This window comes from Marinobacter shunpengi, assembly GCF_045449715.1.
GTDB lineage: Bacteria > Pseudomonadota > Gammaproteobacteria > Pseudomonadales > Oleiphilaceae > Marinobacter.
On the sequence record NZ_JBJJLA010000010.1, the window covers coordinates 183,414 to 206,906 of the forward strand.

Annotated in this window: 20 protein-coding genes; 14 read left to right on the plus strand and 6 right to left on the minus strand. The window is 60.8% G+C overall.

All coding sequences use genetic code 11. The annotated features are described in order from the left end of the window. Nucleotides 1-88 precede the first annotated feature (88 nt). A complete protein-coding gene (locus ACJO3T_RS05410; RefSeq protein ID WP_406977993.1) occupies nt 89-1,033 on the minus strand; it encodes a DegV family protein in 945 nt (314 codons plus the stop codon). A gap of 245 nt (nt 1,034-1,278) precedes the next feature. Here ACJO3T_RS05410 and ACJO3T_RS05415 point away from each other — a divergent pair, with 245 nt between their 5' ends. The 4 genes from ACJO3T_RS05415 to ACJO3T_RS05430 all read left to right on the plus strand — a co-directional run bounded on the left by ACJO3T_RS05415 (nt 1,279) and on the right by ACJO3T_RS05430 (nt 5,620). After that, entirely contained in the window at nt 1,279-2,460 is a 1,182-nt protein-coding gene (locus tag ACJO3T_RS05415; protein ID WP_406977994.1) for a BaiN/RdsA family NAD(P)/FAD-dependent oxidoreductase, read from the plus strand. A 220-nt stretch (nt 2,461-2,680) separates the two neighbouring features. Then, nucleotides 2,681-3,502 (plus strand): poly(ethylene terephthalate) hydrolase family protein, encoded by an 822-nt coding sequence (locus ACJO3T_RS05420; protein WP_406977995.1) that lies wholly within the window; start codon nt 2,681-2,683, stop codon nt 3,500-3,502. 196 nt (nt 3,503-3,698) lie between these two features. Further along, complete coding sequence (locus tag ACJO3T_RS05425) at nt 3,699-4,763, plus strand: helix-turn-helix domain-containing protein (RefSeq protein ID WP_406977996.1); 1,065 nt, start codon at nt 3,699-3,701, stop codon at nt 4,761-4,763. Then, nucleotides 4,760-5,620 carry a lipase secretion chaperone gene (locus ACJO3T_RS05430; protein WP_406977997.1) on the plus strand — a complete coding sequence of 287 codons (861 nt, stop codon included), beginning with the start codon at nt 4,760-4,762 and terminating at the stop codon, nt 5,618-5,620. Before ACJO3T_RS05425 ends, ACJO3T_RS05430 begins: the two co-directional genes overlap by 4 nt. Nucleotides 5,621-5,727: 107 nt before the next feature. On the opposite strand, the gene ACJO3T_RS05435 is transcribed toward ACJO3T_RS05430, so the two are convergent. Both ACJO3T_RS05435 and ACJO3T_RS05440 read right to left on the minus strand, forming a co-directional pair. Beyond that, on the minus strand, nt 5,728-8,793 hold the full coding sequence (locus tag ACJO3T_RS05435; protein WP_406977998.1) for an efflux RND transporter permease subunit: 3,066 nt from the start codon (nt 8,791-8,793) through the stop codon (nt 5,728-5,730). 3 nt (nt 8,794-8,796) lie between these two features. Further along, the gene (locus ACJO3T_RS05440; RefSeq protein ID WP_406977999.1) at nt 8,797-9,876 is read right to left on the minus strand and encodes an efflux RND transporter periplasmic adaptor subunit; all 1,080 of its coding nucleotides are present in this window, start codon (nt 9,874-9,876) and stop codon (nt 8,797-8,799) included. Between the two features lie 247 nt (nt 9,877-10,123). Between ACJO3T_RS05440 and ACJO3T_RS05445 the strand changes: the two genes are divergently transcribed. Continuing rightward, a complete protein-coding gene (locus ACJO3T_RS05445) occupies nt 10,124-11,425 on the plus strand; it encodes a nitrate- and nitrite sensing domain-containing protein (protein ID WP_406978000.1) in 1,302 nt (433 codons plus the stop codon). A 27-nt stretch (nt 11,426-11,452) separates the two neighbouring features. On the opposite strand, the gene ACJO3T_RS05450 is transcribed toward ACJO3T_RS05445, so the two are convergent. Further along, on the minus strand, nt 11,453-12,520 hold the full coding sequence (locus ACJO3T_RS05450) for a proline racemase family protein (protein ID WP_406978001.1): 1,068 nt from the start codon (nt 12,518-12,520) through the stop codon (nt 11,453-11,455). A gap of 215 nt (nt 12,521-12,735) precedes the next feature. Further along, complete coding sequence (locus tag ACJO3T_RS05455; RefSeq protein ID WP_406962373.1) at nt 12,736-13,791, minus strand: AI-2E family transporter; 1,056 nt, start codon at nt 13,789-13,791, stop codon at nt 12,736-12,738. A 182-nt stretch (nt 13,792-13,973) separates the two neighbouring features. Between ACJO3T_RS05455 and ACJO3T_RS05460 the strand changes: the two genes are divergently transcribed. The 3 genes from ACJO3T_RS05460 (at nt 13,974) to ACJO3T_RS05470 (ending at nt 16,146) form a co-directional block, all read left to right on the plus strand. After that, nucleotides 13,974-14,417: an SRPBCC family protein gene (locus ACJO3T_RS05460; protein WP_406962023.1), complete on the plus strand. Its 444-nt coding sequence runs from the start codon at nt 13,974-13,976 to the stop codon at nt 14,415-14,417. Between the two features lie 97 nt (nt 14,418-14,514). Next, on the plus strand, nt 14,515-15,315 hold the full coding sequence (locus ACJO3T_RS05465; protein ID WP_406962021.1) for an oxygen-binding di-iron domain-containing protein: 801 nt from the start codon (nt 14,515-14,517) through the stop codon (nt 15,313-15,315). Between the two features lie 114 nt (nt 15,316-15,429). After that, nucleotides 15,430-16,146 (plus strand): YebC/PmpR family DNA-binding transcriptional regulator, encoded by a 717-nt coding sequence (locus ACJO3T_RS05470; RefSeq protein ID WP_406978002.1) that lies wholly within the window; start codon nt 15,430-15,432, stop codon nt 16,144-16,146. A gap of 236 nt (nt 16,147-16,382) precedes the next feature. Here ACJO3T_RS05470 and ACJO3T_RS05475 read toward each other — a convergent pair whose 3' ends face one another. Continuing rightward, on the minus strand, nt 16,383-17,408 hold the full coding sequence (locus tag ACJO3T_RS05475; protein ID WP_406962018.1) for an NADP-dependent oxidoreductase: 1,026 nt from the start codon (nt 17,406-17,408) through the stop codon (nt 16,383-16,385). Nucleotides 17,409-17,679: 271 nt separating this feature from the next. On the opposite strand from ACJO3T_RS05475, the gene ACJO3T_RS05480 reads away from it, so the two are divergent. From ACJO3T_RS05480 to ACJO3T_RS05505, 6 genes are all read left to right on the plus strand, one after another. Further along, nucleotides 17,680-17,973, plus strand: a complete 294-nt coding sequence (locus ACJO3T_RS05480) for a hypothetical protein (protein ID WP_406962016.1) — start codon at nt 17,680-17,682, stop codon at nt 17,971-17,973. A gap of 131 nt (nt 17,974-18,104) precedes the next feature. Next, nucleotides 18,105-19,736, plus strand: coding sequence for an L-lactate permease (locus ACJO3T_RS05485; RefSeq protein ID WP_406978003.1), 1,632 nt, complete (start codon nt 18,105-18,107; stop codon nt 19,734-19,736). Between the two features lie 10 nt (nt 19,737-19,746). Next, nucleotides 19,747-19,947, plus strand: a complete 201-nt coding sequence (locus ACJO3T_RS05490; RefSeq protein ID WP_406962012.1) for a hypothetical protein — start codon at nt 19,747-19,749, stop codon at nt 19,945-19,947. Nucleotides 19,948-19,971: 24 nt separating this feature from the next. Continuing rightward, nucleotides 19,972-21,633 (plus strand): gamma-glutamyltransferase, encoded by a 1,662-nt coding sequence (ggt, locus tag ACJO3T_RS05495; protein ID WP_406978004.1) that lies wholly within the window; start codon nt 19,972-19,974, stop codon nt 21,631-21,633. A gap of 250 nt (nt 21,634-21,883) precedes the next feature. Continuing rightward, the gene (locus tag ACJO3T_RS05500; RefSeq protein WP_406978005.1) at nt 21,884-22,483 is read left to right on the plus strand and encodes a TetR/AcrR family transcriptional regulator; all 600 of its coding nucleotides are present in this window, start codon (nt 21,884-21,886) and stop codon (nt 22,481-22,483) included. A 63-nt stretch (nt 22,484-22,546) separates the two neighbouring features. Continuing rightward, a complete protein-coding gene (locus ACJO3T_RS05505; protein WP_406978006.1) occupies nt 22,547-23,449 on the plus strand; it encodes a VOC family protein in 903 nt (300 codons plus the stop codon). The last annotated feature ends 44 nt before the right edge of the window (nt 23,450-23,493 follow it).

Below are 23,493 nucleotides of genomic sequence, written 5' to 3' on the forward strand. Positions count from 1 at the left end.
GCGCTCTTTTACCAGAAAGCGTTCAAGGTTTCAGTGTGATCCTTGTCAACCTTTGATCCAGTGTGACGGATGTCACAGTCGAGTCCGATCAGGCATCGAACTCGTGGTCTTCCGCCGCCAGCGACAGGCAGATGCTGCCCGGACCTATATAGATGCTGCTGGTGATGCCCATACGCGAGAGCAGCAGCTGTACATTGTTCTCTTCACAGACCCTGCGCAGGCGATCCAGCCCTGGCAGCGCCTCAATCTCCTCCCAGCTCATGCCACAGGATATGGACACAATCGGCGCCAGTAGCCCCACTTCCACACGCTGCGCGGCGTAATCCATAACCTTCTCCACAGCGGCGTCCATGGACCGGGTCTTGGCCACCGGTTTGCCGATAACGCCCTTGCCCCAGATAATCGGGGTAATATTGAGGGCCTTACCCAGGAACGCCACGATGCCGGATACGCTCTTGTCACCCCGGCGGCGGGCACGCTCGCGAATGTAACTCAGGTCCTTCGGCACCACACAGATCCAGACCTTTTCCGCAAACTTCTCCACCTCATGGCGGAGTGCGTTCTTGGACAGCCCCTTACCCAGCAGGCTTACCGTGTAGGCAGCCAGCAGCCCCTGACCCGCGAACAGCTGGCCACTGTCGATAACCCGCATGGTGAAATTGCCCTCAACGCCGGCCTTCTCGCGGACGGATTTGGCCTGTGCCATGACCATATTCATGGCTTCGGAGGCATTCTGGTAGATCTGGCTGCGTGAGCGATCCACCGTTTCGCAGATGGCCACGTCGTAGTTGGGCACCACCTTTTCCAGGAAGAGTTCACGAATCTGTGCGGCGGAGAAAGCCTCGGTTTCAGCATGGTGACCCTTGCCCAGCAGCCCCTGCTGATAGAAATCTTCCGTGGTGTCCGGATTGTGGTCGTCAATGAAGGTCTGGTTATCGATTTTCGCGGTCAGCGGCAGGATGAAGATGCCATGCCGGCGAATGAATTCATGGGGTAGGTCGCAGGCGGAGTCCACGATCAGGCCAACTTTCATTACGTCCTCCAGGTTTTTTTGTCGGGCCCGGCTGGTTGGGGGAGCAGGCCCTTGTTGTTATCCACTAAGAACATACAGGTTTGTCTGGAATAGTCGAGCCCGGTCATGGTAACGGGTGACCACCGGGAGTGTCATTTCACAATTGCTTACGTTCTGGCCCCGGAAACCGCCGGTTACCGAGGGTATCGCAGGGCTACCTCGACCGTTATACTGCCGCCCTCCGACCGGACAGGAAGCACAGAACCATGGCCCAGACCTACGATGTCGTCATTATCGGCGCCGGCGCGGCGGGCCTGATGTGTGCCGCCACGGCCGGTTACCGTGGACGTCGGGTGCTGGTGATCGAGCGATCCGCCAAACCCGGCCGGAAGATCCTGATGTCTGGCGGTGGTCGCTGCAACTTCACCAACCTCAACAGCACACCGGCCAACTTCCTGTCCGACAACCCCCATTTCTGCATTTCCGCCCTCAAGCGCTACCGGCCCCAGGATTTCCTGGATCTGGTAGAGCGACATGGCATCGAACATGTGGAAAAGGCAGCAGGACAGCTGTTCTGCCGCGACAGCGCCAAAGACCTTCTGGATATGCTACTGACCGAATGCGAATGGGCCGGTGCGGAGCTACGACTCAAAACCAGCGTGGAATCGGTGACCGACCGCGCCGGAGGGTACCAGCTTCAAACCAGCGGCGGCGCCATCCATTGCGGCGCCCTGGTGATCGCCAGCGGTGGGCTTTCCATTCCCACCATGGGGGCTACCGGCTTTGGCTACGACATCGCACGTCAGTTTGGCCTGCCGGTGCTGCCGACCCGGGCCGGACTCGTGCCCTTCACGCTTCACCCGGAGCTCAGGGAGCAGCTTGCGCCCCTGGCCGGCCTGAGCTGCCCGGTGGACGTCCACTGCAACGGCGAGCACTTCCGTGAGCCCATGCTGGTCACTCACCGGGGACTGAGCGGTCCCTCCATGCTACAGATATCCAGCTTCTGGCATCCGGGCGACCCGCTGTCCATCGACCTGCTACCAGGGCGGGACGTACACGGGGAGCTAAAAGCCCTGAAGCGGGAGCAACCGTCCCTCAGCCTGGAACGCTACCTGTCGGACACCCTGCCCAAACGCTTCGCCCAGGCGTTCGCCCGTCTGCAGGAATGGTCCGGCCCCCTGCAGGAATACCGGAACAGTGACCTGGAGTCTGCAGCCAGCACCCTTTCGGGCTGGACCCTGCAACCCGCGGGCACCGAAGGTTACCGCACCGCCGAGGTCACAATGGGGGGGGTGGACACCCGACACCTCTCCTCAAAGACCATGGAAGCCAATGATAGCCCTGGACTTTACTTTATCGGCGAGGTTGTCGACGTGACTGGCCACCTTGGCGGTCACAACTTCCAGTGGGCCTGGGCGTCCGCCGTGGCTGCCGGCAACATTGCCTGACAATTACTGCCCCGGGCAAAAGCGAACCCCTTCACACCGGATCGACCCCACCACCGGAAATCGCTCAAGATTTGCACATGCTGTGATGCGCTGCCCCCGTCACCAACCTCTACTATCGAACCAGGCTGATTCAGGGAGCCTGATAGTTAACCTCCATCACCCCTGCTTCACGGCCAACTCAAAATCCAATAACGACGTTCTGAAGATCGGGGAAAACACTATGAAACTCGCCAGATTCAAGTCGTCTGTGCTGCGCAAATCTGTAGTTGCCGTCGGTGCACTGCTGATCTCCAGTTCCGCCCTCGCGGTCGGTGGCGGCGGCGGTGGCGACCCCACGGACCAGTACGCGTCACCCGGTTCCTACGCCACCACCTCCGGTAGCGAAGGACAATCATGCACCATCTATCGCCCCCGCAGCGTACCGGCAGGGGCACCACTGATCCTCTGGGGCAACGGTACGGGCGGTTCCCCGTCCACCTACAGCGATGGCCTGGAGCACTGGGCCTCCTACGGCTTTGTGGTGGCAGCGGCCAACACCGCCAACGCCGGGTCCGGCGAAGAAATGCTGGATTGTATCGACGCGGTTCGCCAGTCCAGTTATAGCAGCAGCGTTGACTTCTCCAGCATCGGTGCCTCCGGCCACTCCCAGGGCGGTGGCGGCACCATCATGGCAGCCCGTGACAGCCGTATCACCGCCACGGCACCGGTCCAGCCCTATGTCCTCGGGTTGGGCCACGACGCAGATTCACAGGATGAGCAAACCGCTCCGATGCTGCTGCTCTCCGGCAGTAACGACGCCCTGGCGGGCCCGGCGCGGAACCAGAGCCCGGTATTCAGCCGTGTGGATGTACCGGTGTTCTGGGCCACCCTCAATGGCGCGGGTCACTTCGAGCCAGTCGGCGACTTCGGCGAGTTTGCCGGCATCAGCACCGCCTGGTGGCTGTATCAGCTGCAAGGTGACAGCGCCGCGGCGGAACTTTTCACCGGCCCCTGCACCGCCTGTGACCTGAGCGGCTGGGATATCGAACGCAAGGGCCTGTAAACGGCATCTGCCTCCCTGACAAGCGAAAACGCCGGCCTTCGGGGGCCGGCGTTTCTGCCTTTTCAATATGTACTAGATGCAGGAGTCAATTTTGTTAAGGGGTTCCTGTTACCCCACTGAGAATCAGGGCACACTGTAAAGGAATGTTACAACACCAACACAAGAATGGCATTGACAATCAAAGGGGGCTCTCAACATGGACTTCAACGCCAGAGTGATCCCACTCCACCTGCATCCACTGGGATTTATTGAGATTTTCGTCCGACATGGAGCCAGCCTCAGCGATCTCCTCAAGGGCACCGGCATATCTCCGGCCATGTTTGACATGCAGGACATCCGCATCAGCTACATGCAACAGCAAACCCTGGTCCGCAATGGCATACAGCACTGTCGCAAGCCCGGGCTTGGCCTTATCACCGGCATGGAGATGGACTGGAGTTTCTGGGGAACCCTGGGCTACACAATCCATTCCAGCCCCAGCCTGAAGGAAGCCGGCGAGGCTTTCCGTCGGTACCTGGTAATAGCACAGCCCTATTACGCGCTGATGGTGTCCCGACCCACCACCTATATCGACTGCAACCGCCGGGTGGTGGACCCCCTCGACTATGCCACCGACGAGGTCTACGAGGAGGACGTGCGCATGTTCACCCTCGAGTTCCGGGTGGCCATGGCGGCCCGGCTGTGGACACTCTGCGGCAATCCGGACGCCCGGGACACCGATGTGCACGTTACCCTGGATTACCCGGAACCGGCCCACGTTGACCTGTACAGCGAACTGCCCTGCAAGTCGGTCACCTTCGGCACCGACCGGACCGCCATCTCGGCTGACTACAACTATGTCATCAAGCCCTTCCGCCCCTATCGTCGCCGGGCCTACCGCAAGCTGATCCAGCAATGCGAACAGGAACTGAACCAGGCGCCGGTGGATATCACCTTTACCGACCGGGTGCGCTGGCATATCCGCTCCCACTTCAACCCATCCATTGACCTGGAGCAGGTGGCCCAGGGCATGCAAATGCCACCACGGTCCCTGACCCGACGGCTGGCCGCGGAAAAGACCTCATTCCGCAAACTGCTCCATTCCGTCAGAATGGAGATTGCCACCCATCAGCTCCGGTCATCCGGGTTGAGCGTGGACGAGGTCGCCGACATCGTCGGCTTCTCCTGCGCCTCCAGCCTGCGCCGGGCCATGAAGAAGTGGTCAGGCACCACCATTTCCCATATTCGTGAGCAACAGGGTGTCGAGGAGTTGATGCCGTGACTACCCGGATCAACAAGGCCAGAAAAAACAACACTCCGGCGCCCCGTTCCAGAAACCGGGCCGCACTGTTTGCCTCTGGCGCCGGTATCCTTGGTGTCGTGGCCATCGCCATCTGGGCGGGGGGAAAGGCACTGATTCCGGAATCCGGCACACCGGCAGAGGAACAGGCTGCGGAACCGCAACCTGCCACCACGGAAACACCGCAGGCAAACGAGGGCCCTGGAGAAGAAAAGCTGTTCTCCGGGACCATGCTGGCAGCGGAGGAGGACGAGCCGGAACAGCCTGTCGAGGCGGAACAGGAAGAGGAAACCGATCTCCCGTTCAAACTTGAACAGGTGGCCGATGCCCTGAGCCGGGTCGAACTGGACGAGAACGGCGACATCGTCCTGAACGAGGCCGCCCAGACCGTGCTGGAGCAGGCCTTCCTGGATGCCCGGGTCACCATGGATGAGCAGCAACTGGAAGAACTGAAGGTGATGATTGAAGCCGGTCTGGCGGGACAGGCGGGGGAACAGGCGGTGCAAATCACGGAAAAGTTCTACCGCTACAGCAACGCCTTCCGGGAGATTTCCGACACACTGGCGGTTCGTGGCGACCCACAGTCCCTGCGCAATGATTACGAGCAGATTGCCCGCCTGCGCCGTACTCATCTGGGGCCGGAACTGGCCGACGAACTGTACCGGCAGGAGGAGCAGATGGCCCGCTACACCCTTGATGTCATGGCCATCCAGGCGGATCCGAACCTGACCCCGGAACAGCGCACGGAAAGACAGCGGGAACTGGCCTCCCGTTATCCGGAGGTCATGCCCAACGGTGGGTCGTCCGCCGACGAATCGTCGGAACAGGCTACGAACTAGCAGTCCCGGTAACCCAAAACCCCACCTCTCCGCTACATCCTGCCAGTGCCGGGGCAAGCTAGCACTGCCAGGATGCTTCCACTCCCCCGATAAATAACCCCAGGCACCTATTCAGTCGGCTTTGCCGCTGGCCCGAACCTGGCCCCCACCAACAACAGCACCGGTGTCAGCAACAGTGTCAGGAAGGTGGCAAAGGCCAGCCCACCGGCAATGGCGCTGGATAACTGTGTCCACCACTGGGTTGAAGGCGCATTGACGCCCAGGGACGGCGTCAGCAGATCCACGTTCACACTCAGCACCATGGGCATCAGGCCCAGGATAGTGGTAATGGCCGTCAGCAGCACCGGGCGCAAACGCAGACAGCCGGTTTCCAGGGCCGCCGCCAGCGGCGCCAGGCCCTCGGCACGCATCTGGTTGAAGGTATCGATCAGGATGATGTTGTTGTTCACCACGATACCGGCCAGCGCAATGATGCCCATGCCCACCATAACCACCCCAAACGGCTGCCCGTTCAGCAACAGCCCCAGCAGCACCCCGGCCGTCGACAGGACGATTGCCGACAGGATCAGCAGGGTCTGGTACAGGGAGTTAAACTGGGTTACCAGGATCAGCGTCATCAGGCCAATGGCCACCAGGAACGCCAGTCCCAGGAAGCTCATAGTACGCCTTTGCTCCTCATCCTCGCCGCCATAGAGGATGCCCACCCCTTCCGGCACCTCCGGCAGGCGCTCACGCAGCTGGTTCAGCAGGGCATTGGCGTTGCTGTCAGGCCCCACGTCCGCCTTCACGGTGATCGCCCGCTGGCCATCCAGCCGGGCAATAGTCCCCGTCTTGGGCGCGGGCTCCAGACTGATGAACTGGGACAGGGGAACCTGCCCCCGTGACGTGTTCAGGGTCTGCCGCTCAAACTGATCAAGCTCCCGCCAGGCCGGCGGAACACGTACCGCGATATCCACTTCGTCACGCACTTCCGTCGGGCGGTAGGTGGCCAGCACCAGACCATTGGTCACCAACCTCACGGAACTGCCGATACTGACCACGTCGGTGCCGAACCGGGCCGCAGCTTCCCGATCCACCTCCAGGCGCCACTCAATACCCGGCAGGCTGCGGTTATCCTCCACATCCACAAACCCGCCGATGTCGCCCATGGTGTCACGCAACCGTGTGGTGTAGTCGTCCAGCACCCCGTAATCCGCGCCGGTGATCATGATCTCAATCGGTTTGCCGCCACCGGGGCCCTCTTCCTGCTGACGGAACTCCAGCCGGATGCCCGGAATATCCGCCGTCATATCGCGGAACTCGGCGAGGATCTCCGAGGCCGGGCGACGCTGGTCCCAGTCCACGAAGTTGAACTGGAGACTGCCGATCACATCCGGCGCCATCTGCTGGTCGGGACTGACCATGGAACGCGCATACAGCGACGCCACCTCCGGCATGCCCGCCAGCCGATGCTCCACTTCCCGGACAATGGCATCCCGTTCGTGGATCGATAGGTCACCCCGGGCCCGGACATGAACCTGAGCCGACTCCGGCTCCACCTCGGGGAAGAATTCCAGGCCGTGGTTGAACGACTTATAGCTCCAGCCAATCACCCCGATGATCAGCAGGGCACCCAGAAGCGTCAGCCAGGGATAGTGCAGCAAACCCGACAAGACACGACGATAGCCGGCCACAATGGCACCATCGCCGCCCGCTTGCCTTGGCCTGCCGCCGCCACTGACACCGCCCATCACCGGCAGGAACACCAGCGCCATGGCCAGGGAGGCGGTGAGGCAGGCAATGACCGTGGCAGGCAGGTATTTCATGAATTCGCCCACAGTATCCGGCCAGAACAACAAGGGTACGAAGACCGCCAGGGTGGTGGCTGTCGAGGCAATGACCGGCCAGGACATACGGCTGGCTGCCTCCGCCCAGGCCTTGCGCGGGGACATGCCATCAGACAGGTTACGGTCCGCCAGTTCCGACACCACGATGGCGCCGTCCACCAGCATGCCGGCCACCAGGATCAGGCTGAACAGCACCACGATATTTAGGGTATAGCCTACCGTCCAGATCAACAGGATACCGCTGAGGAAGGCGCCGGGAATGGTGATTCCCACCAGTGCGGCGGAGCGGGGGCCCATGGCGGCGATCACCACGATCACCACCAGCACGATGGCGGTGAGCACGTTGTTGAGCAGGTCGGACAGGATGTTCCTCACGTCCTCGGACTGGTCCATGGTGTAACGGACATCCAGTTCGTCCGGCAGCCTGGGGCCAGCGGCGTCCATCAGGCCGCGGACCTTGGCCACGGTCTCCAGGATATTGGCCCCGGACCGCTTGGATACCTCAAGCACCACCGCCGGTTCACCATTGATCCGGGCAAAGCCGGTGGGGTCCTTGAAGGTCCGCTGCAGCACCGCTACATCGCCGAAGGTCACCACCCGGTCGCCGCTCACCTTCACCGGCATGTTCATGACGTCCTCGACGTCTTCCACCACACCGGGTACCTTGATGGCCAGCCGCCCCTGACCGTTATCCAGGCTGCCGGCCGCCACCAGCTGGTTGTTACGGCGCACCAGGGTGGCAAGCTGGTCGTAGTCGACGCCATAGCTCTCCAGTACCTGAGGATCAACCACGATCTCCAGCAGGTCTTCCCGGTCGCCGCCGATCGACACTTCCAGCACCTCGGGAATACCCTCGATGGCGTCCTGGAGTTCCCTTGCTATGGAGATCAGTTCCCTCTCCGACAGCGGGCCGGACAGGCCAATGGACAGAATGGGGAACAAGGATACGTTGATCTCGTGGACCCGTGGCTCCTCCGCCTCCGAGGGCAGGTCCGCCTTCGCGGTGTCCACCTTCTCCCGTACGTCCTGTAGGGCCTGGTCGGGGTCGAAACCGGCGTCGAACTCCAGTATCACCGCGGCATACCCTTCCGCCGCCGTGCTGCGCATCTCCTTGATACCCTCGATGGACCGCAGCTCCTGCTCCAGGGGGCGTACCAGCAGACGCTCACCATCCTCCGGACTTACCCCCTCCAGGGTCACTGACACATAGATGGTGGGGATGGTGACATCCGGATTGGCTTCCTTGGGAATGGTGCTATAGGCGGCAAAGCCACCCAGGAGCAGGAACAGCAGAAGCAGCAGCGTGGTGCGGCTGCGATCCATGGCCGCGTGTATAAGGGTTCGCATGATTCAGTCCCCCGCGACTGCGGACACCGGCTGGACCCTCTGCCCCTCCGACACGAACCCGCCGCCCCGGGTAATCAGCCGCACCGGGAAGTCGACACCGGATACCCACGCCCCTTCGGTACCGACGCTGAGCAGCGTCACGGTGCTGAATGCCACCTGATCACCGTCATCCACATGCAAAACGCCGGGGCGACCATCCGGCCCCAGGCTCAGCAGCGCCGGGGACAGGTACAGGGCTTCCACCGACGGCATTTCAATGCGGACGGAGGCACTGCCACCGGCAATGCGATAGCCCTGGGGATTGGCCACCCGGGCCTCAACCCGGAAACTGCGGGTTTCCGGATCGGCGGCGCTGGCAACAAACGTCAGCTCCCCGTGCAGTTCACGCCCATCCAGCAGACTGACCACAACGCTCTGCCCCGGGGCTACCCGCCCGGCCTGCTGCTGTGGCAGGTAACCGCTCACTTTCAACAGGTCCACCTGTACCACCTCGAACAGGGATTCGCCGGCCTGGACGAAGGTACCGGTTTCCACATGGCGAGCGTTGATGGTGCCGTCGAACGGCGCCGACGGGGTGAGATAGCTCATGGCCAGGCTGGCCTGACGGAGTTCCGCCCGGGCCGAGGCCAGCTCCGATTCCAGCCGCATCTGCTCGGACTCGGATACCAGCCGGTTGGACCTTAGCCGCTCGGCCGCTGCCAGGTCTGCTTCCAGTTGACGGACCCGGGCCCGGGCACCGGCAACGGCTGCCGGCCGGTCATCCTGTGACAGCCTGAGCAGATTGTCGCCCTGGCTGACGGTATCACCCAGGGACACGGCAAGTTCCTCCACCACCCCGCTGAGGCGGGCGCTGACCTCCAGCCGTCGCCAGGGTTCCACCTGGCCCTGCAGGCGGATATCCGGATGGAAGGTGCTGGCCTGGCGGAGATCCACCTCCACCGAAGGCAGGCCCAGCCCCTGCCCTTCCCGGGGCTCCGGTGCCTGTTCCTGAGCTGAACGGAGTTCGCCGGTGGCGAGCCAGACAACGATGGCCACGGCCAGGACCAGCGAAAGCCCCATGGAACTCCATCTAACTTTCGACATACCCTTATTCGCTCCCTGACAGTGGCAACGGAAGGTCCCTGTTCCGGGGCGTCCGTTATTACGAAATCCCCACAGTTTTACAGAAAGGCCCGCAACCCTCAAACGATCGTTTCTTACCAGCATTTCAGATCATCACGAACGGTCTGGCCTGCATATTGCTGCATACAGGACAAACGTTCCGAAAACCGGAGCCATGAACCGGTCCGGAGGATGCCAACCCTCAAGGGATTGATTCCAGGGAGTCACCATGATGTCAGCAGCCAAGCTATCACCCCACCCCCCTCAACGCCCCCGGGCGGCGGACTATCTGATCGCCTCGAAACGGTGTGAACTCAGGAACCTGGAGCGGTTCCTGCAGATGGGCAAGCTGGTGCTCAGCGTTGGCAACCTGATCCATGAGCTCCAGCGTGAGCGGGGTGCATCCAACGTCTTTCTGGGGTCTCGTGGGGGCCGCTTCTCGGAGGAACTGATCTCCATGGTGGAAGGCAGCCTTCACCAGCAGGACGCCTTCGAGCATGAGCTGATGGAAATCCAGGTCGAACTGACCCAGGACCCATCCAGCACCAGCCTGCTCAACAGCCTGGCAGCCGCCCTGCACGGGCTCGAGTCCCTGCCGGCTATTCGCCAGCAGGTCCGCCGGCAGTCCATTTCTGCGGAACAGGCTATCGACGCCTACATTGAACGTATCCGCCACCTGTTGACCGTGGTTTTCGAGGCGGCGGAGACCGTGGTGGACCCCACCATTGCGGGCATGATGGTGGCCATGGTCAACCTGATGCAGGGCAAGGAAATGGCCGGCCAGGAACGTGCGGCCGGCTCTCTGGGGTTCTCCCGGGGACACTTCGACCATGCACTGTCACAGCGCATAACGCACCTTATTGATGCGCAGGAACGGTCTTTCCCCGTGTTCGAACGCTTCGCGGACGAGGAGGTCCTGGCCCTGTGGAAACGCCACAACCGGGAGGACTTCTGGCAGGACCTGAAACACCTGCGGGGGCTGGCCTGTTCCGTAGGTCGCTACAAGGAGCTGGATACCGACCTGGCCGACCAGTGGTTCGAGCTGATGACCCGACGCATCGACGAACTCAAGCAGATTGAGGATGTGCTGGAAGACCACTTCCATCGGGGCTGCATCGCCCGCTACACCGAGGCCCGCAATGCCCTGACCCATGAGGAGAATCTCATGGAAAGCCTCGATGACAGCGGGCACGCTCCGGACCCGGTACTGGTGGTATGTGCCAGAGAGAACGGCAGCGAAACCAGCCAGTATCGCAGCGATGGTATGGGTCAGAAGCTGGGACGTTCGGTGTTCGACCTGGTCCAGCAGCAGGCGGTCCGCCTGGATCAGCTCAGCGATGAGCTGCGCATCGCCCGGGAGGCCCTGGACGATCGCCGTATCCTGGAGAAGGCGGTCCTGCTGCTGATGAAGCACCACCAGATATCCGACGACGAGGCCCACAAGCAGTTACGCAAGGTGGCCATGGACCAGGGCCGCAAACTGACCGAGGTCGCCCGCTCGGTGCTGGAAATGACTGACCTGTTGCGCTGATGCCGTCCCCGGACATCCCGAGGATCGTCAGGCCGGCCCGGAGTTGAGCACGCCCTCCAGGTCGGAGACATCCACCAGGGGATCGTCCAGATCCAGCAGGACTTCCGAGCGGGCCAGGGTCCAGGCCCGGCCGGTGATGTCGGTGTTCACCGCCTTGTAATGGCTGACAGTGGACTCACCCAGCAGCCGCCCCACGAACGAACTGCCCTTGGGAGACACCGTTTCCAGGGTTTCGCCCTCCCGCAGTTCGCCGTTTTCATACATCAGCGCCATCCGCGCGGTGGTCCCCGTGCCGGTAGGGCTGCGGCAGATGACACCGGGGTGCACATAGGTGGCGGAACGGGACCGGTACCCCCCGTCGACGGGCTCCAGTGGCCCCATGAAGTGGGCAAATGGCAGGGGTCCCACATCCCCCAGTTCCGGATGCTGGTCCGTCACCACCGGGCGTGCCGCCTCCACCATGGCCAGACCGAATTCAATCATACGGTTGACCTCCCCGGGCATCAGGTCAAACCCCAGGGACTCGGCATCCACCAGCGCGAAGTAGGCGCCACTCCACACCAGGTCGAAGCGGACCTCGCCCCATCCGGGCACGTCCACCTTCATGTTCTGTTCGCAGACAAAGGCCGGCTCGCTGCGGGTAGTCACCGACTGCACCCGGCCATTGGCGTTATGGGCCGTCACCCAGGCCAGACCGGCGGGGGACTCCAGCACCAGGGTCTGCTCGCCGTCCTCCATGGGTACGACGCCGTTCTCGAGAATCGCCGCCGCGGTACAGATGGTGTTGGAACCGGAATACAACGGGTAGCCCATGGCTTCCATGATGATGTAACCGGCCTGGGCCCTGGGATTGTCAGGCGGTACGATCAGGTCCACCGACATGAAGGGATCGCCATAGGGTTCGTTCAGCAGCCAGCGGCGAAAGCCATCACCGTACTTCTGGATATAGCGCATCTGTTCCAGCACCGAACCACCGGGCAAGTGCCCGACGCCCCGGGTCACAATACGGCTGACATCGCCACCGGACTGCATATCCACCAGCTCGATGGAGCGGGTACGATGATGGGTTGGCCTGCGGAACTCAAACACCGGCATAGACAGCTCCTTTCTTCTCCCACGTACTGTCGGGAACCACAACATGCATGCCAAGCTGTGTCTTGGCCATGAACTCGGTCTGGACCCCATGGCAATCCGGGAACCGGAGCCCGTGGCGCCGGCTGCGGTCGGATCGTCTTCTGTTCAATGTAGTCCACCGGCTACGGGAAGTCCCGCCGCAGCCATGGACCGGAAACCTGGCGTCCGGGGGGTTCTCACCGGGCAATAACCCGGTATACCGGACCCAGCCGCGGAATCTGCTTGAGCACCACCTGGATAACCGTCATCAGTGGCACCGCCAGCAGCACGCCAACCGGCCCCCAGAGCCAGCCCCAGAAGAATATGGCTACAAAAATGATAACGGGATTGATCGCCATCCTGAAACCATGGATCCAGGGCTCAATGAAGAAACCCACCAGGGATGTGAGTATGAGATATCCGAGGGGCGCGATGGCCATCAGCCACAGTTCCTCCAGACTGGTCGCCGATACCACCGCCAGCAGCGTGATGGTCAGGATCACACCGAGGTAGGGTATGAAACGCGCCAACCCGGCCACAAGTCCCCAGATTGCAGGGTCCGGCAGACCGACCGCCCAGCACATCAGGCCGGTCACGGTACCGATAAGCAGGTTGCTGACCCCGATAACGCCCAGGTACTGGGCTATCTGGCTCTGGGAGTCACTCACAATGGTCAGGGCCCGGCGGCGCTGACCCGCGGGTAACTGGCGGATAAAATTATGGATAAGCCGGTCACCGCTAACCAGCAGGAAATAAGTCAGGGCCAACGCCAGGGCCAGGCCCGCCACACCGTTGCGTGCCTTCTGCAGCAGCTGGCTACGCCAGGATTCAGCCTGCAGGACTACAGTGGTGGGTTGTGTCCGGTTATCACCTTCGGCCAGATCGTCCATGGACTCCTCCACCTTACGGGCGGACTCAGTCACTTTCTCGATCTGGCTGCGAAACCCGCTCTGGCCCACGAGCAGTCGCGAGATGCCCTGGGGCGCTTCCTCTGCCCACTCCAGCGCCGGAGTGACCACTGCCCAGCCCAATCCCAGGATACCGGCCAGCAATGTCAGCACCAACACCAGTGAACTGATAAAGCGGGGAATACCGACCCGCGCACCACGGCTCACCAACGGCGCCAGTAACAGACTGGCGAGGATAGCCAGGATGATTGGCAGCACGATCTGGTGGGCAATATACAGGGTGTAAAGCACGCCCAGCCCGAACAGGCCATAAAGCGGTGTGGACAGCTCCTTGACTTCCTTCATCACCTGCCAGCGTGTGGTGGCGGTATCATCGCCGCTCGATGAGTCGGCGCTGTCATGTTCCGGGGCCATGGGCATATCCTGAGCAGAAGAGTGTTACCGGATGCGACTTTTTCTGGCATCGCGAACCGGGTAGTCTAGTGGCTTATATAATGTTTCAACAATAACAACGACAGCCACTGCCAATGCCAAAATATCGCGTTGAACTCACGGAGCAACTGCCCTATCCCCGCGACAGGGTTTTCCAGTTGCTGGCAGACCACAACCGCCTAGGAAGCCTGGTAGGGTTACCGGTGAAGCGTATTCGTGACAGCGACCAGGCCGACCCCAACGGCACCGGCTCGGTACGCTGGATTGGCGTCGGGCCGGTTGGTTTCGAGGAAACCATCCTGACCTTCGAGCCCGACCACCTGATCGAGTACTCGGTCACCAGCTTCAGCGCCTTCCGCAACCACCTGGGCCGCATCCGGCTGTCGGGGCCACCGGACGGAAGCACCCGCCTGCACTACACCGCCGAATTTGACGAGGTCGTCCCCTATTCCGGTCGTAGCCTGGAACTCGCCGTGGAACGGGTACTCCGTCGTGGTATCCGCCGCCTGCGTCAGGTGCTGTCAGACACCGATCTTTGACTAAAGTCAGCTCGGTTGACCTGGCGCAATACCCTCCTGACTCTCCTGCCCTAAGCTCGCCGCCTGCTCCATCATAACGTGCCAGGAGGATTCAAGAATGGCGGTCGACCCCATAGTCCTGTTTGATAATGGCCATCACAAGTGCCTGATGTTCGACTCCCTGGTCACCGGCGAGGGTGTCCAGTCCAACCAGTTCCTTATCGTGGATGGCAAACACGAAGCCCTTATTGATCCAGGTGGCGACCTTACCTATACCCCCCTGTCCATGGCGGCGTCCCGCCATATGAATATCCGGGAGATGGACTATGTCTTCGCCTCCCACCAGGATCCGGATATCATCGGTTCGATTGATCGCTGGATCGTGCACACCAGGGCCAGCATTGTCACCTCCAGACTATGGGCCCGTTTCCTCCCCCACCTGGCCTCCGACTATGTTACCAACCAGCTTGGAAGCAGTGTCTTTGATCGCATCATAGCCATTCCCGATCGTGGAGCACGGGTGACCTTCGGGGATACCTATATCCAGTGCCTGCCGGCGCACTTCATGCATTCCGTCGGCAACCTGCAGTTTTACGATCCGGTGTCAAAAATCCTGTTCTCCGGTGATCTGGGTGCGTCGATGGGCGCGGCGGAAGACCACAGGCCCGTGAGCAATTTTGATCACCATATCCCCTACATGGAGGGGTTCCACCGGCGCTATATCGGTTCACGGAAAGTCTGCGAGCTCTGGGCCCACATGGTTCGCGCCATGGATGTGGATATGATTGTGCCCCAGCACGGCAAACGGTTCGAGGGTCCTGCCATGGTGACACGCTTCCTGGACTGGGTCTCAGCCGTAGACTGCGGCATTGACCTGATGACCCGTGATCACTACCAACCCCCAAGGGAGTTTGTATAGGTGGCCTGAACCCGACAATGGCACACGCTTCGCCCGGGTGTGACAACCGTCAGTGGTTCGTCCGGGTGACTGCGTGTACTATTCGTTTTTCTGAAGAACCACAGGATCCTGAACATGGGCAGAGCCTACCAGAACCGAAAAGACTCCATGGCCAAGACGGCCGCTGCCAAGACTCGCGTCTACAGCAAGTATGGTCGTGAAATCTATGTCGCCGCCAAGTCCGGTGGCACCGACCCGGACAGCAATCTGACACTGCGGGGGCTGATCGACCGCGCCAAGAAGGACCAGGTGCCCACCCACGTTATCGAGAAGGCCCTGGAAAAGGCCAAGGGCGGCGCTGGCGAGGACTTTTCAGCAGCCCGCTACGAAGGCTTCGGCCCCGGTAACTGCATGGTGATCGTGGACTGCCTGACCGACAACCCCAACCGCACCTTCGGCGATGTGCGGGTGTGCTTCACCAAGACCAAGTCCAAGATCGGCACCCCTGGCAGTGTCAGCCACATGTTCGACCACTGCGCCATCCTGGCCTTCAAGGGCGATGATGAGGATGTCGTTCTGGAAGCGTTGATGGAAGCGGATGTGGATGTCACAGACATCGAGAACGAGGACGGCCTGATTACCGTGTTCGCCCCCAATACCGAGTACGCCAAGGCCAAGCAGGCACTGAGCGAGGCTTTCGAAGGTCTGGAGTTCGAGGTGGACGAGATCCAGTTCCTGCCCCAGACCACGACGCCGGTCGAAGGGGAAGATGTGGAGATGTTCGAGAAGTTCCTGGATATGCTCAACGACCTGGATGACGTGCAGAACGTCTATCATAACGCTGAGACTTGACAGGTAGGTTTCTGAAAGCTGTCACCAAAGCCTGGTAGAGGTGGTTGGGGATCGTTTTTCAGGACCGTCGAACGCCAGGGAAGGCGTTCGTCGAGCCTTATGACCGCCAAGCACGGCGGAAATGCCGATTTTGCAGGAGCAAAAATCGGCCAGGGATGTACTTGTGGGGCGTGTCCTGAAAAACGATACCGAACCGCCTCGTCCCCCCAAGGTCTGAGAGAACGAGCTTTACCGGTTTAGTCCGCTATATGCACCAACTGCTTGCCAAAGTTCTTCCCTTTCAGCATGCCCTTGAACGCCTCAACGGCATTATCAAGACCCTCGGCAACCGTCTCACGGTACTTCAGATCACCTGAAGCCACCCGGTCCGCCAGGATGCCGGTGATCTCCTGGTGCTTGTCCTGCCACTCGGTGACCAGGAAGAAACGGTGCTCCGGCACCGGATCCAGCGCCTTGAGGACGTGGAACGGGGTTTCCACCTTGCTGGGATCCTCGGCATTGTAGGCCGATACGTAACCACAGATGGGCACCCGGGCGCCCTTGTTCAGCAGCGGCGCGACCGCGCGGGTCACCGCACCACCCACGTTCTCGAAGTAGATATCGATACCATCCGGGCAGGCGGCCTTCAGGTCTTCCTCGAGATTGCCCGCCTTGTAGTCCACGCAGGCATCGAAGCCCAGTTCTTCCACCACGTAGCGACACTTCTCGGGACCGCCGGCAACGCCGACGGCGCGGCAGCCTTCCTTCTTGGCGGTCTGGCCCACCACGGTGCCCACCGGGCCGGATGCCGCTGATACAACCACGGTTTCACCAGACTTGGGCTCACCCACAAACATCAGGCCACAGTAGCCGGTACGGCCTGGCATACCCGCCACACCCAGGTAGGCCTGCAGCGGAACACCGGGCTTCTCCTGGATCTTGTAGACCATATCGGCGGTGTCCGGGAACACCGAATATTCCTGCCAGCCGGCGTAGCAGGTCACCAGGTCACCCACCTGGTACTTGTCGGACCGGGATTCCTCAATCCGGGCAACCACCTCGCCGACAATCACTTCACCAATGCCGATGGGGTCCATATAGCCCTTGCTGTCGTTCATGCGCGGGCGCATGTACGGATCCAGGGACAGCCACAGGGTCCTGGCCAGAACCTCCCCCTCCTTCAGGTCCCGGACCGGCTTTTCGATGATCTCCAGGTCGCCATCCTGAATTTCGCCCTGGGGGCGTTGCTTCAGTACAACGGCGCGATTGTTGTAATCAGTCACGGTTGATTCTCCCGTTTTTTGGTTGCGTTATGAAACCGGATTAGGATGCAGCCAAACTCCCTCCGGGTCAAATGTCCGTGCGGGGCAACGGAACAATTCCGTCAGGCTCCTTGCGCTCCGATAGCACCGAGGCCAGGATGGTGAATGAACGCCCATTCAAATTCCCGCCGGGTAACAGCTTTGGCTGGATCACCCGTGAGCTGAAGCCCGATACCTCATACTGCCACCTCATCGAAACGACCGACAGTAATACCATGGGGGGGATGTCAGCATGTGCATTTTCCAGCCTCACCAGACTTTCCGCACTACGGCAAGGATCGCCACGAGGCCGAGCGCGGGCATTGTCAGCAGTGGTGGCGAAGGCTTCTTATGGGCAGGTAACCCGCGCCTTGCGGAGCAGATGGGGGCATCCATCGACCATCCGGCACTGCTGGCGCTGGTAGCGGATTCGCAGACAGTCATCTATGCTGATCGTGACTCCCATGTGCTGGGCGCGGTCGGCTGGGGCGCAGCGGAAATGGGAAGCGCCTTTCGGGTTGCGGCGTACGGGTGGCGCGCCGACTGACTGCTCGTTCCATGAGAAGAACGGGCTTCACAAAGCCAAGAGCGACAAGGCCTGATCACGGAAAGGCAACTGCGCAAAATACTGCCTATTCTAAAGATCTTATGGAAACTTAGGGATGAGGAGGCACAGACATGGATTTACCAGTCGACATACTACATTGGTCCTTATCCATATTACCGGTCGTCGTACTTGCTTTCTTGCTGATTCAGCTTCGCTGGACTGCGCAACAGGCTGGTGCTTTCGGAATCTTCGTGGCCGCAGCGATCGCGCTTTTTGCCTTCAGGACACCACTTGATACCTTGGCCGTCGCCGGCGCCAAAGGTGTATGGGACGCAATATTCATTCTGCTGGTTATCTGGCCCGCACTGCTTCTCTACCAGATCATGGACAAATCAGGCGGATATGAAGCGATGCGTCAAGGCATCACCCGCTTAAGCAAGAATGAATTATTTATCGTCGTCGCGCTTGGATGGGTCTTTACATCCTTCCTGCAAGGTATCGACGGCTTCGGTACGCCGATCGCGATCGTTGCTCCCTTGCTGGTCGCCTTCGGCCTCAAGCCCGTCTATGCTGTGGCGATTCCCATCATCGCGCACATTTGGGCAAAGTTTTACGGAACACTGGGAGCGGGTTGGCTGGCAACGCTTCAGGTAGTGGATATCGATCAGGCGACGACGATGGCCACAGCCTATCAAAGCGCAATTCTGATCACGATCCAGGCCTTTCTGGGTGGTTTCATGGTGGTGTGGATGTACGGGCGCTGGCCGGCAATTCGCCACGGCTGGCCGCTCGTTCTGATAATCGCCGCCATACAAGGGCTGGGCCAGATCGCTGCCGTGGCGATCGATCCGACATTGGCTGCGTTCCTGCCAGCAACTGCGGCGTTGTTCGCGCTGTTCCCGCTTGCGCGGTGGAAACGATACGCACTTCCAGCGACCTCCATTGTCGATCGCCCTGCGATGCTGACAAGCCCCGTGGAGACAATCGAAGAGAAATCGCCTCCGATGGGTACGGCAATGGCTTTTCTGCCCTATATTCTGCTGAGCATCATTGCGGTGAGCACATCGATAATTGAGCCGTTGCGAAATGCGCTATCGGCCTTCACGTTCGGCTTTCCGTTCCCCGCCGTATCGACCGGTTTTGGGTTGACCATCCCTGGCACCGAAACCTACTCGGCGCTCCGGCCCTTCTCACATCCGGGTGCTGGCTTACTGGTGACTGCGTTTCTGACCTGGATAGTCTTTCAGTCTCGCAACTACTTCTCGAAATGGGCGCAGATTGCTCAAAAGGGTGCCAAAAGCCTGCTGGCAGGTCTTATCGATACAGCCGTTCCCGCTTCGGTGCCAATCATCGCCTTTCTCATTCTGGCCTCGATCATGAACCATTCCGGGCAGAACGAGGTGCTGGCACTTGGCATCTCGGCGGTGGCACCCGCCTATGCCTTCGCGTTTCTCTCCAACGGCATCGGTGTCGTCGGCGCGTTCACGACATCAAGCAGCACATCCTCCAACGTGCTGTTCTCTGATCTTCAGATCATGATTGCCCGCCTGAAGGATTTGCCTGAAGCAACAATACTCGCCGCACAGAGCGCTGGCGGTACCATCGGCAATGCCATCGCGCCGGCAAATGTTGTCATGGGCGCTAGTACCGCCGGCATCAACGGTAAGGAAGGCGAGATCATGCGTAAGACGTTGCCCTGGACGATCGTCGCATTCCTTCTGACAGGCGTCGCAACGGTCATCCTTGTGATGATTACTGCATAAGGGGAACCCCATGAAAAGATTGTTCAAGAACCGGATCGTTTATCTGAGCCTATCGTTCCTGCTTCTGCTCGCCTCTTTTCCTCTTATCAGCATTGGCACGACCGAAGGCCCCGCATTCCTATGGTGGCTCGGCCTTGTGGTCCTTTTGGTGGGGGCGATGATCCCGCCGGCGCAACGTCTGTTCTTCCCCCCGAAAGAAAAATCTGAATAACCCTTACGCATCAAGGAGCGCGTCATGAGCCATGCCAATGGTCCCCGTACCGGTCGTCCGCCCACTTTTGCATCGCGTGGTATGGTGTCCACGCCCCATTATCTTGCGTCAGCCTCGGGCCTGGATGCACTGAGACGCGGCGGCAGCGCGGTGGACGCTGCAATTGCCGCCAATGCCACCCTTTGCGTGGCCTATCCGCATATGGCTGGGCTGGGCGGCGATGGCTTCTGGCTGATTGCAGGTGCCGGGGCGGACGGTGTTCATGCGCTTGACGCGAGCGGCCCGTCGGCGAAAGCGGCGACACGAGAATATTATCGCGCGCGCGGTATTACGGACCATATTCCGATGCGCGGCCCGTTGGCAGCCCTGACCGTACCGGGCGCTGTCGATGGATGGAGGCTCGCGCATGAGCGCTTTGGCAAGCTGCCCTGGGAGAGCCTGTTCGCCGACGCCATCAATTATGCCCGCAATGGCGTCGCTGTTTCCCGCTCGCTTGCGGACTGGCTGGCACAGGATGCTGAAATCCTGGCTCAGGACCCTCGCATGACAGCAACCTATTTGCCGCAAGGCGCCCCCCAACGCGAAGGCTCGCTGCTGGTTCAGGCCCAACTGGCAGCAACATTCTCCGCTCTGGCAGCATCTGGAGCGCGAGAGGGCTTCTATGAAAGTCCCGTCGCGGAGCACATCTGCGAAGCGATCTCGGCGGGCGGTTCACCGCTAACGCCGGAGGATTTTGCAAACTATCAAGCCCGTTGGGTCGAGCCGATCTCCACCACCTATCGCGGTTATGACGCTTTCCAGATGCCGCCCAGCACGCAAGGGTTCGCGGCACTGCAACTCCTCAACCTGCTCGAAGGGTTCGACGTCAAGAGCTGGGGAGAGGGGACGGCCGACTACTACCATCACATCGTCGAGGCGGTGAAGGTCGCCTTTGCCGATCGCGACGAATGGCTGACGGATCCCGCCTTTGTCGACATTCCGCTCGATCAGCTGCTTTCAAAAGACTATGCCCACGAACGGAGAGCATTGATTTCCGGCGAATGTGCATTGGTGCAGCAGGAACTGGAGCCTGGACTGCGCTACGGCAAAAGCTTCGACAAGCGCAGTCCGGACGGCGACACCATCTATTTGTGCGCGGCGGATTCGGACGGCCTTGTCGTTTCGATGATCCAGTCGATCTATCATGATTTCGGCGCGGCCGTGATGGGCGGCGATACCGGAGTTATCCTGCAAAATCGCGGTTCGTTCTTTTCGCTGGACGAGAACCATCCCAACCGTCTGGAGCCCGAAAAGCGCACTTTCCACACGATCATTCCGGCAATGCTGATGGAAGGCGGCAAGCCGGTCCTCGCCTATGGTTCGATGGGCGGTGAAGGCCAGCCCCAGACCCAGGCCGCCATGCTGACGCGACTGGTCGATTTCGGTTTTGACGTTCAACAGGCGATCGAAGCGCCCCGCTGGCTTATGGGCAGGACATGGGGCACCGCATCCAGCGATCTGGTGCTCGAATCGCGTATTTCCGATGAAACCGTACGCGAACTGCGGCTGCGCGGTCAGCCGGTCAAAATGGTGGAGCAGTGGAGCGGCTCTCTGGGTCATGCGCAGGCTATCCGCATCGACCCAGCGACAGGCATGTTCGAAGGAGGTGCCGATCCGCGAGGCGATGGGGCGGCGGTGGGATACTGAACTGCTCCATAGCAACATCGCTTGTAAATAGCCATCTGCTATGCACCACGCGGAGTCCGTCGTCAGAGTTTTCCGGAATGCGCGGGCCGCTCAGCATCGCGATACCCGCGAAACTCAAGGGTCACACAGGGAAACGAGGCAGAGGTAGCGGCGAACTGATAATCTGATGCATCGGGCAGGGAGGAAACCGGCTGGATTCTTCCCGGTTCACCCTGCCCAGGGTTCAGGGAAGCCACTGCAGAGGAAAGTCATGTCTTCAACCGCCCAGCAAACACAACAGACCGACCCGCAACCCAAGCGCACGGCCATACTGGAGGCTGCCCTCGACCGCTTCGCGGAACTGGGTGTCAACGGGGTGGCGGTACCGGACATCGCCAGTCGGGCACAGGTTGGCACGGGGACCATATACCGCTATTTCCAGAACAAGGAGGCGCTGGTCAATGCGCTGTTCCAGGAGGAGAAGCTGCGTTTCGGCGAGTACCTGGCACAGACCCGGAACCATCAAGGCTCGCCACGGGAACTGTTCGACCAGCACTGGCAGCAGATGGTCGGGTTTGCCCGGGAGCATCCCAAGTCCTTCCGGTTCCTGGAATTGCAGGACCACCTGCCCTATCTGGACGACAGCTCGCGGGAGCTGGAACGCCAGGTGCTACGGCGACTGGTGACACCATCAAGGAACCTGCAGCAACAAGGGGTGTTCCGGACGGACATTCGCGCCGAAATTATCATGGCGACGGTCTGGGGCGCTTTCGTCAACCTGATGAAAGCCGAACGTGCAGGCTATATCGAACTGTCGGACAAGGACATCAACGATGCCCGCGACGCCTGCTGGCGGATGTGCGCCAGCTAACGATTCACCACCCCAGGATTAAGCCTGGACCAGGACATCCCACAAAAAGAACAGGAAGTTGATATGGCATACTGGAAAAACCGTCAGGGACACATCCGTTCACGATTCCTGACCACCCTGATGGCGCTGCTCCTGACCGCCCTGCTCAGCGGCTGTGAGTGGGAACTCTTCGACAAGAACGCCGACGGAGAGGATGACGACGACGAGCCGACCCCCGTGGCCAGCCAGATAACCGGTCTGGAATTGGGCGTCAGTGACCTGGACATATCGCTGCCGGTCTACCGGAACGGCCTGGATATGAGGATCGTCGAACAGACCACCACCGACAACAGCCGGCGGGTTACCCTGGAGTCGCCGGGTAGCCCATTGCAGGCCACCCTCACCCTGATCGAATTTACCGACGGGCTGGGCCGTAACCTGCAGGATAATCCCGGCAAGATTGTCTTCTTCACGCCCGATGCCGAGGCCCTGGCCAATCAGTTCGAGAGGTCTGGTGGCGTGGTGACCCTGCCGCCCGAGGAACAACCGGGCTTTGGTGTCGTGGGTTTCGGACGCGATCCCGACAACAACCTGATCGAGATCGTCGGGTCGCCCGACGCTCCCCTCATCATGCTGGAGGCCGTTGGTATCGGTGCCAGCGACCTTGAGGAGGCCCGGGACTTCTACCGTGACCAGGTGGGGCTGACCGAACGGCAGTTCATTGAAACCGAAAGCTACGATGAATACATCATGGGCACCCCGGAAGGCCGCCGTTCGCTCTCCCTGGTACTGATGCACTGGAAAGATGATGTGGAGCGACGCTATCAGGGCAATGTCACCCGGGTGCGCCTGATTTCAGAAGATCCGGAGGAAGTCACCGAACGGACCTTGTCCGAGGACGATGACCAGACCCAGGACCTGGACGGCAACCAGCTCATCATCGACGATGAGCCGGCGGACCTGACCGTTCCCGCTTCCGGGGACTGATCGTCAGCAGCAGCCTGCTCCGGATCACTGCCGGCGCCGCAACC